Source organism: Rhabdobacter roseus, assembly GCF_014202275.1.
Lineage (GTDB): Bacteria > Bacteroidota > Bacteroidia > Cytophagales > Spirosomataceae > Rhabdobacter > Rhabdobacter roseus.
In genome coordinates, this window is sequence record NZ_JACHGF010000010.1 from 176,042 (window position 1) to 189,048 (window position 13,007).

Annotated in this window: 13 protein-coding genes; 2 read left to right on the forward strand and 11 right to left on the reverse strand. The window is 55.3% G+C overall.

Annotated features, from left to right (window positions below; all coding sequences use genetic code 11):
* Positions 1 to 18 precede the first annotated feature (18 nt).
* Complete coding sequence (locus HNQ92_RS23325; protein ID WP_184177932.1) at positions 19 to 720, forward strand: DUF421 domain-containing protein; 702 nt, start codon at positions 19 to 21, stop codon at positions 718 to 720.
* A 46-nt stretch (positions 721 to 766) separates the two neighbouring features.
* On the forward strand, positions 767 to 1,489 hold the full coding sequence (locus HNQ92_RS23330) for a DUF421 domain-containing protein (RefSeq protein WP_184177934.1): 723 nt from the start codon (positions 767 to 769) through the stop codon (positions 1,487 to 1,489).
* A 6-nt stretch (positions 1,490 to 1,495) separates the two neighbouring features.
* Here the strand turns inward: HNQ92_RS23330 and HNQ92_RS23335 are convergent, their stop codons facing one another.
* The 11 genes from HNQ92_RS23335 to HNQ92_RS23385 form a co-directional block, all read right to left on the reverse strand.
* On the reverse strand, positions 1,496 to 2,434 hold the full coding sequence (locus HNQ92_RS23335) for an NAD(P)-dependent alcohol dehydrogenase (protein ID WP_184177936.1): 939 nt from the start codon (positions 2,432 to 2,434) through the stop codon (positions 1,496 to 1,498).
* Between the two features lie 66 nt (positions 2,435 to 2,500).
* Positions 2,501 to 4,363, reverse strand: a complete 1,863-nt coding sequence (gene treZ, locus HNQ92_RS23340; RefSeq protein ID WP_184177938.1) for a malto-oligosyltrehalose trehalohydrolase — start codon at positions 4,361 to 4,363, stop codon at positions 2,501 to 2,503.
* 4 nt (positions 4,364 to 4,367) lie between these two features.
* The gene (locus HNQ92_RS23345; protein WP_184177940.1) at positions 4,368 to 5,990 is read right to left on the reverse strand and encodes an alpha-amylase family glycosyl hydrolase; all 1,623 of its coding nucleotides are present in this window, start codon (positions 5,988 to 5,990) and stop codon (positions 4,368 to 4,370) included.
* A gap of 266 nt (positions 5,991 to 6,256) precedes the next feature.
* Positions 6,257 to 6,994 carry a CDP-alcohol phosphatidyltransferase family protein gene (locus HNQ92_RS23350; RefSeq protein ID WP_184177942.1) on the reverse strand — a complete coding sequence of 246 codons (738 nt, stop codon included), beginning with the start codon at positions 6,992 to 6,994 and terminating at the stop codon, positions 6,257 to 6,259.
* Between the two features lie 75 nt (positions 6,995 to 7,069).
* Positions 7,070 to 7,642 (reverse strand): DUF4833 domain-containing protein, encoded by a 573-nt coding sequence (locus HNQ92_RS23355; protein ID WP_184177944.1) that lies wholly within the window; start codon positions 7,640 to 7,642, stop codon positions 7,070 to 7,072.
* An 18-nt stretch (positions 7,643 to 7,660) separates the two neighbouring features.
* Complete coding sequence (locus tag HNQ92_RS23360) at positions 7,661 to 8,566, reverse strand: PfkB family carbohydrate kinase (protein WP_184177946.1); 906 nt, start codon at positions 8,564 to 8,566, stop codon at positions 7,661 to 7,663.
* A 17-nt stretch (positions 8,567 to 8,583) separates the two neighbouring features.
* On the reverse strand, positions 8,584 to 9,300 hold the full coding sequence (locus tag HNQ92_RS23365; protein WP_184177948.1) for an HAD family hydrolase: 717 nt from the start codon (positions 9,298 to 9,300) through the stop codon (positions 8,584 to 8,586).
* Positions 9,294 to 10,361, reverse strand: a complete 1,068-nt coding sequence (locus HNQ92_RS23370; RefSeq protein ID WP_184177950.1) for a lysylphosphatidylglycerol synthase transmembrane domain-containing protein — start codon at positions 10,359 to 10,361, stop codon at positions 9,294 to 9,296. The genes HNQ92_RS23365 and HNQ92_RS23370 overlap by 7 nt, the downstream gene beginning before the upstream one ends.
* Complete coding sequence (locus HNQ92_RS23375; RefSeq protein ID WP_184177952.1) at positions 10,342 to 11,307, reverse strand: CDP-alcohol phosphatidyltransferase family protein; 966 nt, start codon at positions 11,305 to 11,307, stop codon at positions 10,342 to 10,344. The genes HNQ92_RS23370 and HNQ92_RS23375 overlap by 20 nt, the downstream gene beginning before the upstream one ends.
* Positions 11,300 to 12,166 (reverse strand): hypothetical protein, encoded by an 867-nt coding sequence (locus HNQ92_RS23380; RefSeq protein WP_184177954.1) that lies wholly within the window; start codon positions 12,164 to 12,166, stop codon positions 11,300 to 11,302. The genes HNQ92_RS23375 and HNQ92_RS23380 overlap by 8 nt, the downstream gene beginning before the upstream one ends.
* A 52-nt stretch (positions 12,167 to 12,218) precedes the next feature.
* Entirely contained in the window at positions 12,219 to 12,971 is a 753-nt protein-coding gene (locus tag HNQ92_RS23385; protein WP_184177956.1) for a nucleotidyltransferase family protein, read from the reverse strand.
* Positions 12,972 to 13,007: the final 36 nt, after the last annotated feature.

Sequence of the window (13,007 nt, forward strand, 5' to 3'; positions counted from 1 at the left end):
GAGTAGGTGTAGAAAGATATGGAGAAACAACTCATTTATTTAGGCGACTGGCGACGGATTCTTTTTGGCGAGGCTCCGGCGGAATTTATGATCGAAGTTTTTTTTCGCTCACTTATCTTTTACGTGATCTTAATTGTGGTCATGCGGTTTATGGGCAAGCGCATGAGTGGCCAGCTAACCATCATGGAAATGGCCGTCATGATTACCCTGGGGGCCATCATTGCCCCGCCCATGCAGATCCCGGATAAAGGCATGTTGCAGGGTTTACTGGTACTGCTTTGTGCCTTTATTTTTCAACGGGGCGTCAATTTTTGGGCCGTCAAGAGCAGCAAGGTAGAAAGCCTGCTACAAGGAGAAGTAAGCGTGTTGATCAAGGATGGAAGAATGCAGATGGAGGAAATGGAGAAAGCCAAAATCTCCAAGCAGCAGCTCTACGCCGTGCTTCGAAACAAAGCTATTTTTAACCTGGCCGAAGTAGAACGGGTGTACCTGGAAGCCTGCGGGCTATTTAGCATCTACAAGTACGATAAAGGCGACGCCGCCAAGCCCAAGGCCGGGCTCTCGCTTTTGCCTCCGGCCGACGAAGGAATTCAATCCCTGCTCGTAGAAATTGAAGAAGATGTTTTTGTGTGTAACAACTGCGGAAACCTGGCGACCACTACCAAAACTACCTGTGACCGCTGCGGGAAGGACGCCTGGACGAAAGCCAAAAATAGCTAGGCTCTTCCTGTAATTTTTTCAAGAACCCAAGCCATTACAATATATCATGAGTGCTTACGAAATACGAATTGATGACTGGGCGCGGATTTTGTTTGGGAACGTCCCCGCCAGCTTTTTTATTGAGGTAGTTGTTCGGACGGCCTTTGTGTACCTGATCTTAATGGTATCCATGCGCATGATGGGCAAACGGATGGCCTCTCAGCTCGGACGAAACGAGCTGGCCGCCATGACCTCCCTGGCGGCGGCCATTGGGGTACCTTTGCAGTCGGCCGACCGCGGCTTGCTTCCGGCGGTGATTATCGCCGTGATCGTGGTTTTTGTGCAACAGTACATTGCCAAAATAGCCACGACCAACGAAACGTTTGAGAAAATCACGCAGGATAACATTGATACGCTCGTCAAAGATTCGACTATGAATCTTAAGAACATGGAAAAAACGCGCCTATCGCGGGCGAGGGTTTTTTCTCAGCTACGCTCCAGCGGAATCCGGCACCTGGGCGAAGTAAAGCGTTTGTACATCGAGGCCAACGGCTCGTTTACTCTCATCAAAAATGAAGAAGAGGTACCTGGACTATCCGTTCTGCCTGACTTAGATCCGGAGTTTGCCGTTCTTTCGCTTAAGCCCAGTGGCCAAAGGGTTTGTTTCCACTGTGGCAATGCCCACCCCACAAACGAACACTTACAGGAGCCCTGTGAAAATTGCCAGGCTACCCACTGGGTAGATGCCGTTGAAGCAAAAAAAGAAGCCGTAGAAGTACCTGCGGACTAGCTTTGCCTAGATCGAAATAGCGATTTTCCCCGTAAAGCTTTCGTTCTCAAGCATGTCGTGCGCCCGGCCTACTTCTTCCAGCGGAAAAGTACGGGCAATGTAGGGCTTCACTTTTCCGCTTTCTACCAGTTCTTTCAGGATCATCAAATCTGAGGCTTTGGGTTTTACTACTACTACCTTCATCCGCTGCCGGATCAGGTTCAGGGCTGCATCCACGGCACTGACTACGTCCTTGACGCCCCCGCGCGTGGAAATAAACAGCGCTTCCTGGGCCAGGTTGTCCTTGATTTCCGTTGGGGCAAGCTGACCCGTGGCGTCAAAGATAAGGTCAAAAAGCAACGTAGGGGGTACTTTCTCTTTTTTGTAATCAAATACCTTGTCGCAGCCCAGGGCCTGGGCAAAGGCCACGTGCGGAGTACTGCAAGTACCCGTCACCACCGCGCCGAGACTTTTAGCCACTTGCACCGCCGCGCTCCCCACGCCGCCAGTGCAGCCATGAATGAGCACCCGGTTTCCAGCCTTGAGGTGGCCTTCATCCACCAGGCCCTGCCAGGCGGTGAGCGCTACCAGCGGCAACACGGCCGCTTCCGTAAAACTACAATTGGTGGGTTTGAGGGCGGCGTGCTCTTCATCCACGGCTACTTCTTCGGCGTAGGCACCGCCTTTTATGGCGCTGTTGAAGCCAAACACCTCGTCTCCGATCTGGAAGCGGCTACTGCGGGAGGCAATGACCGTCCCACTGAAATCGGCCCCGATGATCTGGTCGCCCAGCAGGCCGCTGACGAGCTTCAAGGTACCCCGGCGAACGAGGGTATCCACCGGATTCACCGAAGAGGCCCGGTTCCGGACCAGGATCTGGCCGTCTTTGAGCTGAGGCGATTCCATCACTTTTATTTTAAACTGGTTGCTGGAACCGTATTTTTCGAGAACGGCGGCTTTCATCATGGGTAGGTACTTTAGGTGAGATGTAGGAATGTTGGGGATTAATTTAAAAAGGGACTAAGTACCCTTTCAGGAAGTACCTCCATCCCGTTGGAATTTAAATACTACCACCGAAGCCGGGGCGAGCTCAAGGGTACTTTCGGAGCTGATCTCTGTGGCATACGCCTGACCGTCCTGGGGCGGAGATTCCACCCACTCGGGTTCCTTTGAATCCAGGATTTTTTTCCAGGTACCGGTCCAGCTGGGGAAAGTATAGGGAATGCCCTCATCGCTGAGGTTGAAAAGACACAGCAGGTGCTCCTCTTCGTTTTCGCTGATCCGATGCAACACAAAGCCCCTTTGTCCCAGGATATGCACCCGTACCTCGTTTTTACAGACGTTCTGTAGGGCCGGTTCGGTGCGGCGCAGGCTAATGAGCGTTTGGTGCCAGCGAAGCAGCTTCTGGTGCTTGCCGTGGCCGCGCTTCTGCCAGTCGATTCGGGAGCGCCGGAAGGTATCCTCGTCGTCGGGGCTGGGTGGTTCGGTGTCCCACTGGTAGCTCTCAAACTCTTTTTTACGGCCTTCACGTACGGCCTCGATGAGCGCGGGCTCCGAGTGGCTCACAAAATAGAAGAAAGGCGATTGGTCGCCGTATTCTTCTCCCATAAACAGCATAGGTACATAAGGCGACAACAGGATGGCCGCTGCCGCCAGTTTCTGCCGTTCAAAATCAACTAACATGCACAAACGCTCGCCCCCAACCCGGTTGCCGATCTGGTCGTGGTTTTGGTTAAAAACCACAAACTGATCCCCCGGTATCCCCACCGACGACGCCCCGTGTTTTCGCTTGCGGAACTTCACGTACTCGCCGCTGTGCACAAAACCGTCGGTGTAGGCTTTGGCGAGCTGTTCCAGATGCCCGAAATCTGCGTAGCGTTCCCGGCCCGCCGGGTCCAGCAGCACGTACAGGCTGTGGTGAAAGTCGTCGAGCCATTGGGCTTCAAAGCCCATACCCCCTACTTCCGGCGATTTGACCACGCGCGGACTGTTGAGATCGCTTTCGGCAATGAGGTAAAACGTGCGCCCGACGCGTTGCTGCAATGACCTTATTTTGTGGTGCAAAAATTCCCAAAAACTCACCGCGCCGGTGTCATAGATGGTGTGCACGGCGTCCAGGCGGAGGCCGTCGAGGTGGTAGGTCTCAAACCAGTGGATCACGTTGAGCGCAAAGTAGTCGCGCACGCCGTCGGACCAGTCGCCGTCGAAGTTGATGGCGGTGCCCCAGGGTGTGGCGTATTTTTCGGTAAAGTACGGACCGTACTGGCCAAAGTAGTTTCCCTCCGGCCCCAGGTGATTATACACCACGTCCAGAAACACGGCAATGCCTCGGGCATGGCAGGCATCCACTAGCTTTTTCAGCCCCTCCGGCCCTCCGTACGAATTTTGTACCGCATACGGATATACGCCATCGTAGCCCCAGTTGCGGCTGCCGGGAAACTGCGCCACCGGCATGAGCTCCAGGGCGTTGATGCCCGTGGCTACGAGGTCGTCCAGGTAGGGGATGATGGCCTCGCAAGTACCTTCCTCCGTAAAAGTACCTATGTGTAACTCGTACATGATGAGATCTTTAAAAGGCAGCCCGCGCCAGTCTTTGTCCTGCCAGGCGTAGACCGCGTGATCAACTACCTCCGAGGGGCCATGTACGCCTTCGGGCTGGTAGTGCGAGGCGGGATCGGGGTACTTTTCGGCTTCGTCCGGAGCGAAGTAGTAGCGGGTACCGGGGGGGATGTCGTCCAACGTAAGGCTAAAGTACCCCATTTCTCCCTTAGGCATGTCGAGCTGCTGCTCGACCGGTGCCAGGAGGTGCAGCGCCATTTTTTTCTTCTCCGGAGCCCATACCGTAAAGGTACATTGATGAGTATCTGCTGAAAAACAAGCACCGATGGTTTTCATGAAATTATAGGGTTGCGTCAGGGTCCAGCCGGATGATCAGGCCTTCGTCCCCGTACAGGCTAATGGGTTCTTGGATTTTTTCTCCTTCAATTTCCTGGTGCGTGGCAATCTCGACGGTACCTTTGATGGTCACGTTGGGTACGTTAAAGTAGCAGGGGCGGGGACTCATGTTGAGCAGAATCAAAAAACGGTCGTGGCCCTCCTGATGGCGCAGGTACGCAAAGAGCTGGTGGTCGGAGTAGACGGGCACGTAGTGGCCGGTCATGAGCGAAGGCTCCGACTGGCGCAGGCGGATCAGCCGCTTGTAAAGCGCCAGCATGGAATGGGAGTCGGCCTGCTGGGTCGCTACGTTGAAGCGGCGGTAGCTCCGGGCTAGCCGCAGCCACGGCTTTTGATCCGTAAACCCGGCGTTTTCGCTATCATCCCACTGCATGGGCGTGCGGGCCGGGTCGCGGCTCAGGTTCTTGTCGGGCATGTTGAGGCCCTGGGGGTCCTGCACTTCACCAAAGGGAATGGGTACATCCCGCATCCCGATTTCCTCGCCGTAATAGATCGTGGGTGTTCCTCGCAGCGTAAGCAACAGCAGGGCGGCTATTTTGGCCTGCTGGAGGCCCACCCGGCTGGTAATGCGCGGCTGGTCGTGGTTGCCCAGTACCCAGTTTGGCCAGCCACCCGAAGGCAGCGCTCCTTCGTATTCGTCAATGGCCCGCGCTATGGTCTGAGCCTCCCAGGGTAGGGATAAAAGCAGGAAGTTGAAGGGTAAGTGAGCGCCCTTGTTGTCGATGCCGTAATACACCATCAGCTGCTGGATGGGCAGGTAAATTTCCCCGATCATCATCCGCTCGTCGTATTCGTCCAGGACGGCCCGCATTTTTTGGACAATGTCGTGTACTTCGGCCTGGTCTGTCGAGTAGGTAGGTAGCAGCTGCTCGTGGGTAGACATGTGCGGTTCGTAATTGGGGTTGGTAGGATTGTTCCGCAGCTGCTCGTCCTTGATCATGTGCCACATCACGTCCACCCGGAAGCCATCCACGCCTTTGTCCAGCCAGAAGCGCATCACGTTCAGCATGGCCTCCTGTACTTCCGGGTTGCGCCAGTTGAGGTCAGGTTGCTCTTTCAAAAAAGCGTGGTAGTAGTATTGTTGGGTAGTTTCGTCCCACTCCCAGGCGCTGCCGCCAAACACCGAAAGCCAGTTGTTGGGCGGACTACCGTCCGGGCGGCCGTCGTGCCACAGGTACCAGTCGCGCTTGGGATTGCTGCGCGAGGAGCGCGACTCCTGAAACCAGGCGTGCTGGTCGGAGGTATGGTTCGGGACCAGGTCCAGGATGAGCTTCATGCCGCGGCTGTGTACTTCGTGCAGCAGCGTATCAAAGTCAGAAAGGGTACCAAAGAGCGGGTCAATATCCTGGTAGTCAGAAATATCGTAGCCGTAATCCGCCATGGGCGAGGGGTAAATGGGCGACAGCCACACGGCACTTACGCCAAGTTCCTGCAGGTAGTCGAGCCGACGGATGATCCCCGGTAAATCCCCGACGCCGTCGCCGTTGCTATCCTGATACGAGCGGGGGTAGATTTGGTAAATGATGCCATCTTGCCACCAAAAATGCTTGTTATCTTTTTGTTCCATAGGGTATAGCTGAAGTATGAGAAACTACGGGAGGTACTTCTGGTAGGTACCTGCGGTAGGCGTTCCGAATTCAGACAGCGTTCCTTAAATATTCGTGCCAGAGAAGTACCCCAGGGAAAGCCCAAGTACCCCCTGAGCCGCGCTAGGGGTACTTAAGTACCTTTTAATGACTTCCATAAAAAACAAGAGCCCGGCTACGGCAGAAAAAGCAACCGGCCGGGCAGGAAGGGCTTGAAGAAAATTGAAAAGTACCTCAGGAAAGTACCCTAGTCGCGGTTTACCGCTGTGGCTTTTCTTTCCAGTTCGTCCCGCGCATCGCCCAGTTTGAGGAGTTTTTGGGTATCCAGGTAGTTGACCACCAAAAATCCGGCGCACAGGATCCACACCAGATACATCATGCTGTTGAGGAAAAGTACCTCCAGCACCAGTACCGAGGCGATCACCAGCCGGATCTCGGTAGGGCCCATGGCACCGGAGTCAATGCTGTAGGTATCTGTTACTTTGTAGCGGAGCTGGGAGATGATCATGGCCCAGCCGTACAGAAATAGGATGAAAAAGGCCGAGAACTCGGAGGTACCTTTGGAATAAACCAAATAGCCCAGCGCAATGAAGGCCGTCCCGATCCAGTCGATGACGATGTCCAGTGAGAAGCCGTACCATTTCCGGGGCGTACCGCGGTAGTAGGCCAGGCGGCCATCGAGGGAGTCGCCGAACCAATTAATAAAAAGGCCCACCACTCCCAGTAGCAGGAAAGTACGGTCCTGGTAGGTAGCCAGCAGGAAGGCCACCAGTACCAGCACGCAGCCCGCCAGGCCAAGGCCCGAAAGTACGTTGGACGTGACGAAGGCGGGGATTCTTTTGACCAGGTAGGCCAGCGCCTGCTGCTCACTGGCTTTCAGGATATTGGTTCTTTTTCGGTCTGTAAAGAGCTTTTTCTTCTCCGCGTGGCGTACTTTTCTGTTCTCCCGTTGTTTGTTTTTCGCTTCTAGTCGCTGCTCTTCCATGCCCCGTGGGTTGTTTTATTTTTAGGAATACCACTGGTTTTTTACCAATGATTCAAGGTACCTATCCTGGGTACTTCAGGAGGGTTTGAGGCGCTGCACCACGGTTTTTCCGGTGGCGACCTCCGTGCCTTTCAGCTCAATGTACAGGACATTCGGCGACCAGAACGTGCCGCCTTCGATCCGGATAAAGACCCGGTTGAGGATGCACTTTTTAGCGCCGATTTCGGTGTAAACGTGGTACTGGTTTTTCATATCCCGGCGCAGGTACAGGGGTAGTTTGGAGTAAGCCACCGAGCGCAGCTCGTACTCCTCGTTCCCGAGGGCTTTGGCGTTGATCCCGTACGCAAATTTACGCTGTAGGTAGTTCAGGTCCTGGCGAATGCCCCCTTCCGGGTAGCGAATCCAAAACGGGTGTACCGGCTGGCTCGGACTGATCCGCCCCTGGGCGTCGGTGTTGAGCTCGTACACGATGGTATTGGTGTTTGGGTCTCGCTGAATATAAAATAATAGCCTGGGTACCTGGGTTGGAACCGGAAACGTGTCCGGATTGCTGACGGGGGTAGCCCGGCCTTTCTCGATTCGTTCAAAACGTGTAAAAGACGAAAAAAGCGGAATGATGGCGACTAAACTGATCAGAAGATATTTCATAAAAACTAAATACGCTTGCTACTCAAAAACGGGGGCGCTGGTATCGGGGGTAAAAGTACCGTGCCGGATTACGTGTTCAACCTGATCGGGCTGGCCCGTGAAGGGCCCCGATGATTCAATTTTTAGCGTGGCCATTGCCGCTCCAAACTCACCGGCTTCGCGGATGGACTGGCCGTTGATTCGCTGGAGTAAATAGCCCGCCATGTAGGTGTCGCCGCAGCCGGTGGCATCCACGATGGCCTCGGGCCGGTAGGCCGGAATTTCGTGAAACGTGCCGTTGGAATAAATGACGGAACCCTTGCTGCCCAGCGTAATGATCACCTCCCGAACGCCCCGCTCGGCCAGGTACCTGGCACCCGCCTGCACGTTCTGGTGGCCCGTGACGGCCTGCATCTCAAACTCGTTGGCTTTCAGGTACGTAATGTACGGCAGCGCTTCTTCTTTATCGGCCCAGTCGCGGTGGTACACCTTTTGGTCTTGGACGTACCTGAGGTACCCCTGAATGTCCAGCGATACCTCGGCCTGCGCCGCTAGCTTCGTGATGAGTGCTACCGGAATGTCGTCCGAGAGCAGCGGGCCCAGGTGAAATACCCTGGCTGACAGCTCCGGCATGTGGTCTACCGCAAAGGGCGCGGCCTTGTGCAGCACGTTTTGCTCCCGGTGGTCCTGGTTGTGGCTGTAGATATTTTCAAAATGGACCGTAAACGCGCTGGGCAGTACGTGTACGGGAATGGAGGCCGCCCGGAGGTCGTCCACAATGTAGCTCTCCTGCGTGCCCAGGGCCGTCACCAACGTGTAGCGGAGGTTAAAAGGCTGGATGGCCTTCGAAAAATAAAAGGAAGTACCCCCCGGCATGTAAGTGACGGACTGGGAGGTCACTACTTTATCCAGCGTAATGTGACCAATCGTGCATATGTCGTACATGGGATGTGTCAACTAGTTTATTGATTCAAGTTTCTGATGGCTTCAATACTTTGGCTAAAATCCGTAAGCTCTACGTCGGCCGACTGGGCCAAACCCGGCTGGGCAGCGGGCTCTTCCCAGCCCTGCACCTTGAGCCATAAGGTACGGCAGCCCAGCTCCTTGGCCGGTACGATGTCCTTGGCGAAAGAATCGCCGATGACCACGCATTCCTGGGGGGGAAGACCTACTAAATCCGCGCCAAGCCGGTAAATGGCCGGATTGGGTTTACGAATCCCGACCACAGCCGACTCCACCACATGCCGGAACAAGGAACGTATTTCGAACACCTCCAGTACGGTGTTGATATTGCCGTAGAAATTGGACACCAGCACCAGGGGGTAGCGGTCGGCGAGGGCCGCCAGCGTGGGCCGGGCCTGCGCTACCGTTTCCTGGGCAAAACGATCGCAATCCCGGGCAATGGCCCCGACGAAGGCGTCGTCCAGGGTGTATCCCTTTTCCCGCAGGAAGGCAAACTGCCGGTCCGTTTTCAGGTACAGGGTGTCGTAAAAGGTATGCTGGGGCTGGATGATCGGGTGGAGCGCCAGCGACCGCTCCCCGAAGGCATAGGCCAGGGCGAAATCGGCCTTCTCTACCGGCAGCTGGTGGCGTTGGTAGCTATCCCACAGCACGGCACCCCAATGCAGCCCGTTGGTGTCGATGGTACCTCCGTAATCGATCAATACTCCCTTTACCATGCGTTATTTTTGTTTTGGGCCTCGGTGGGCGCGGCGTAGGATAATCCTGATTCTTTCATGGGGTTGTCTGGCGTTTTCGTTCGGTTTCGGTTCATCAGCGCCAGGCCCACCATGATCCAGAATACTTCCCGGATGCGCGTCACCACGCCAATGAATATACCGCTGGCGGCGGGCAGGCCAATGCTCCGCAGTGCCAACGCCAGGCCGCCCTCGCGGGTACCTAGCTGCATGGGAAAAAAGAAGACGAGGTTGGCAAAGAGGGAGGATGCGGAGCTAATCACGAGCGCTTCCACCCACGACATCTTTAGCCCGATGGCCAGGGCCGTGCAGTAAATTTCCACGCAACCTACCCCGCGCGCCACAAATTCCAGGATCAGGGACGAATAAAAGCGAGGCTTGCGGTCGGCGTACAAAATCCGGATCTGGTTATCAATTTCGTGCAAAGTACCTTCCTTTTCCTGGGCAAATCCGTGCGCCCAGGCTTTCACCAGCGGCAGCTTTTTTAGGAGGGTGAGGGTACTTACGATGAAGCCCTTCCGGTATACCCGGATAAACCAGGTACCTAAGAGCACACTGATCAGAACCATGAACGCGCAGCCAGCCAGGAGTAGCCGACTAACCGGCACGAAGGCCAGGATTAGGCCCACGGAAGCCAGCCAGAAGAGGCTGTGCGAAAACATGTGCATGAGGCTGTACAGCAGCACCGACGACGACGCTTTGTGAATACCCACTTTCGGCTTGAGCTCCATGATGCGGTAGGGCTCTCCGCCCAGGCCCACAAAGGGCGTGATGTAATTGATGGCGTAGCCCGTGATGGTCAGCCGCAGCACCGCCCCAAACGACAGCTGCGTGGCGGGGAGGTCGGGCTCCTGAATGATGGCTTTGAACGCAAAGGCATTGAGCACGTAGATCAGCAGCCAGCTCCCGATCACGGGCACAAACCACACGCCCGTTTTCTGAATGTTCAACCAGATGTTGGCCAGCCCGATGCTGTAGATCATCACCCCCAAGGTACCTACGCCGAGAGCCAGAAAAATGGCCTTATATACTTTTTTGCCCATAGTCGTCGCCGGTTATGATCTTCTGGTAAAAGTACCCGCTTACTTTTTCCTGGCGCACGCACATGTAAATCAGGATGGGGTTCAGCACGAAGATGTCGAAGATAAAGTACAGCCAGGCCTGATCCAGGAAGAGCCACAGGAACAGAAAAAGTACCCGGGTATTGAACTGTACGATGTTGGTGTACTTCATCAAAGGCCGGTTTTGGGCCCGAAAATCCGTGATGAGGGTTTGGGGAAGTCCGTGGGGGTACTTGGTACGAATCACGGCCAGTAGTTTTTGTAGCCTGGGAGAAAAACTCTCCTGCAAGTTGGTGTAATTCAGGTACGTACGGGCTACGAGTTTCATGCCAAAATCCCTTTTCCAGCTCAGCTGATCGTACTCCCGCTGCAAATCCCGGCTGTTGTCCAGCTCGCTGCCCGAAGTACCCTTGATAAAAAACAGGTGGACGTTGCGGTAGTAGTCGGCCATGGCCGACTGCACCACGTGCGAAAAGCCCGCCACCACGCCCGGTACCCAGATCAGGGCCGTCCAGCCTTCGTTCATGCTGCGCAGGCACAGCGCCACGTGGATGGAGATAAACCAAAAGTCACCGGCGGCCCCGTCCAGGATGCGTCCCAGTCGGCTTTTGTTGTTGGTCATGCGGGCCAGCTGGCCGTCGGCGCTGTCTAACGAATTGGCAAACACCAGCGACAGCATACCGATCACATTGATCCAGAGCTCCTGGCTGTAAAACAAGATACCGGCGGCCACGCCAAAAAAGATACTGATGATCGTGACCGTATTGGGCGTCATCCCGATTTTGGCGCAAAACAACGCGATCTGAAAGCCGATGGGGCGGTAAAACCAAATGTCCAGGCGCTCCTCGGTGTCGTTTGATTTTAGCGAATGTTCAAAGGCACTGGGGGCAGGTACCTGCGGCCGGGGTTCGTTGAGCAGATTATCCATTCGTTTTTTCGGTAAATCGTTGAAAAATGCGGTCGGCAATGTGGGCTGCGGCCTCGTCCCGGCAGGGAGCGAAGCTGGGCCAGTCATTCAGATCAATGATGTGGAAATCGCCCTCCGGGCTAATGATGGCATCTCCGCCGTAAACGTCTACGCCCAGTACTTCGGCCGAGGTACTGGCCACCTGTTTGAGCCTATTTTCGTCAAAAGCGTGGTACATGGACTTCCCGTTAATGCTTTCGTAGGCCGAGAATTTGTGGTGGTTGGAGTCGTACGGATAAAACCAAAAGAAAAAATCAGTTCCGTACACCCCGTAGAACTTAACCAGATCGCCCACCAGATGTTCCGAAATAACGGCGTCGGGGATGTTTCGGAACGAGTACTCCCGAAGTACCTCCTGGGCCTCCCGGCGGGAGTAGGCAAAGGTGACGTCCTCTTTATGAATGGCGTGAAAATCGCCCCGTTTGATCCAAAAGCCCTTTCCCGGTAGTGCTTCAAATACCTCGTCGCCGGTGTAGGACGTAGGTACCGCAAAGCTTCTGGGGTAAGGTACCTGATGCTTGATCAAGGCATTGGTCATGTTGGTCCGGAAGCAATTTTCAATCCCGAAGCCCGAATTCACCACCACGGCTCCTGCCTCTTCCAGTTGCTGTAGTTTTTTGACCACCGGCTTTTGCCGGGCCATGGTGAAAAGGTACTTTTCGGGCAGGGATTCCGCTTTCAAAAAATCGTCTTCCCCGCAAATCCGAACGCGGCAGCCCCTGTGTTCCAGGGCCTGGGCCGTGAGGGTAAAAATGGCATCGTCGTTGCCGATGTGATTGGGTGAAAACGTCCGGTTTCGGGGTACTCCAAGGATATTCATAGCAAGTAATGCGGCTTTCGGCGCTTCGGGCCCAGGCTCGTTTGGATCGGTGTCAAGATTCAATTTTGGTGGTTTCTCGTTCAGTCAGTTCCTGGGCTTCCCTGGTTTCGGTCAGGAAGCGCGCGGCCGTTTGGATGTCCGCCACGTGGTCTACGTCCACGATTTTGGAGAACGGATGGGCTTTCAGCTTAAGGCCACGGGCCAGCAGGTACCTTTGGAAATTCCGCATTCGGTTGGTACCCAGCGCGGCGGACGCGCCCACCGCCGCCAGGGCCTTTCCGCGCAGGCAGTAGATGCCGCCGGAAATGTAGGGCGTTTGGGAGGTATTTTCGTCGGTAAAACCGCGGATGGCACGGTCCTGATCCACCTCCACAAAGAGGGGACTTTCGTCATCCACGAAGGTAGTTACGGCCATCAGGCCGTCGAGCTCGGGCTGCTGGGCAAAGGCCGCGATGAAGGCCTCGAACTCGGCTTCCTGAAATACGGTATCGGTGGTGGTGAGGCACAGGGCCTCCACGGGCGGCATGGTTTTGAGAAGCTCCTGAAAGCTGTGAAACGAGCTGGGCGTGGTTTGGCGTACCAGCCGGATGGGCCAGGACGCCGAGGCCGCCCGCAGGTGTTCGTGCAGAAGCTCGGACTCTTCGTTGATGATGATGTGAATGGTGTGCGCGTTATTCTGGCTAAAGACGCGGATCAGCCGGTCGATCAGCGTTTCTCCGTGCAGGCTTACCAGCGGCTTGGGCAACGTAAAACCTTCCTGGGCTAACCGGGAACCTTCTCCCGCGGCAATGATGGCGTAATGCATAGCGATAATCGTGAATGGTACTTTCGAAGGTACCTA

Bases quoted from the DNA above. Each gene is read 5' to 3' on its own strand.
- HNQ92_RS23325 (WP_184177932.1), top strand. From the start codon at position 19: ATGGAGAAACAACTCATTTATTTAGGCGACTGGCGACGGATTCTTTTT.
- HNQ92_RS23330 (WP_184177934.1), top strand. From the start codon at position 767: ATGAGTGCTTACGAAATACGAATTGATGACTGGGCGCGGATTTTGTTT.
- HNQ92_RS23335 (WP_184177936.1), bottom strand. From the start codon at position 2,434: ATGATGAAAGCCGCCGTTCTCGAAAAATACGGTTCCAGCAACCAGTTT.
- treZ (WP_184177938.1), bottom strand. From the start codon at position 4,363: ATGAAAACCATCGGTGCTTGTTTTTCAGCAGATACTCATCAATGTACC.
- HNQ92_RS23345 (WP_184177940.1), bottom strand. From the start codon at position 5,990: ATGGAACAAAAAGATAACAAGCATTTTTGGTGGCAAGATGGCATCATT.
- HNQ92_RS23350 (WP_184177942.1), bottom strand. From the start codon at position 6,994: ATGGAAGAGCAGCGACTAGAAGCGAAAAACAAACAACGGGAGAACAGA.
- HNQ92_RS23355 (WP_184177944.1), bottom strand. From the start codon at position 7,642: ATGAAATATCTTCTGATCAGTTTAGTCGCCATCATTCCGCTTTTTTCG.
- HNQ92_RS23360 (WP_184177946.1), bottom strand. From the start codon at position 8,566: ATGTACGACATATGCACGATTGGTCACATTACGCTGGATAAAGTAGTG.
- HNQ92_RS23365 (WP_184177948.1), bottom strand. From the start codon at position 9,300: ATGGTAAAGGGAGTATTGATCGATTACGGAGGTACCATCGACACCAAC.
- HNQ92_RS23370 (WP_184177950.1), bottom strand. From the start codon at position 10,361: ATGGGCAAAAAAGTATATAAGGCCATTTTTCTGGCTCTCGGCGTAGGT.
- HNQ92_RS23375 (WP_184177952.1), bottom strand. From the start codon at position 11,307: ATGGATAATCTGCTCAACGAACCCCGGCCGCAGGTACCTGCCCCCAGT.
- HNQ92_RS23380 (WP_184177954.1), bottom strand. From the start codon at position 12,166: ATGAATATCCTTGGAGTACCCCGAAACCGGACGTTTTCACCCAATCAC.
- HNQ92_RS23385 (WP_184177956.1), bottom strand. From the start codon at position 12,971: ATGCATTACGCCATCATTGCCGCGGGAGAAGGTTCCCGGTTAGCCCAG.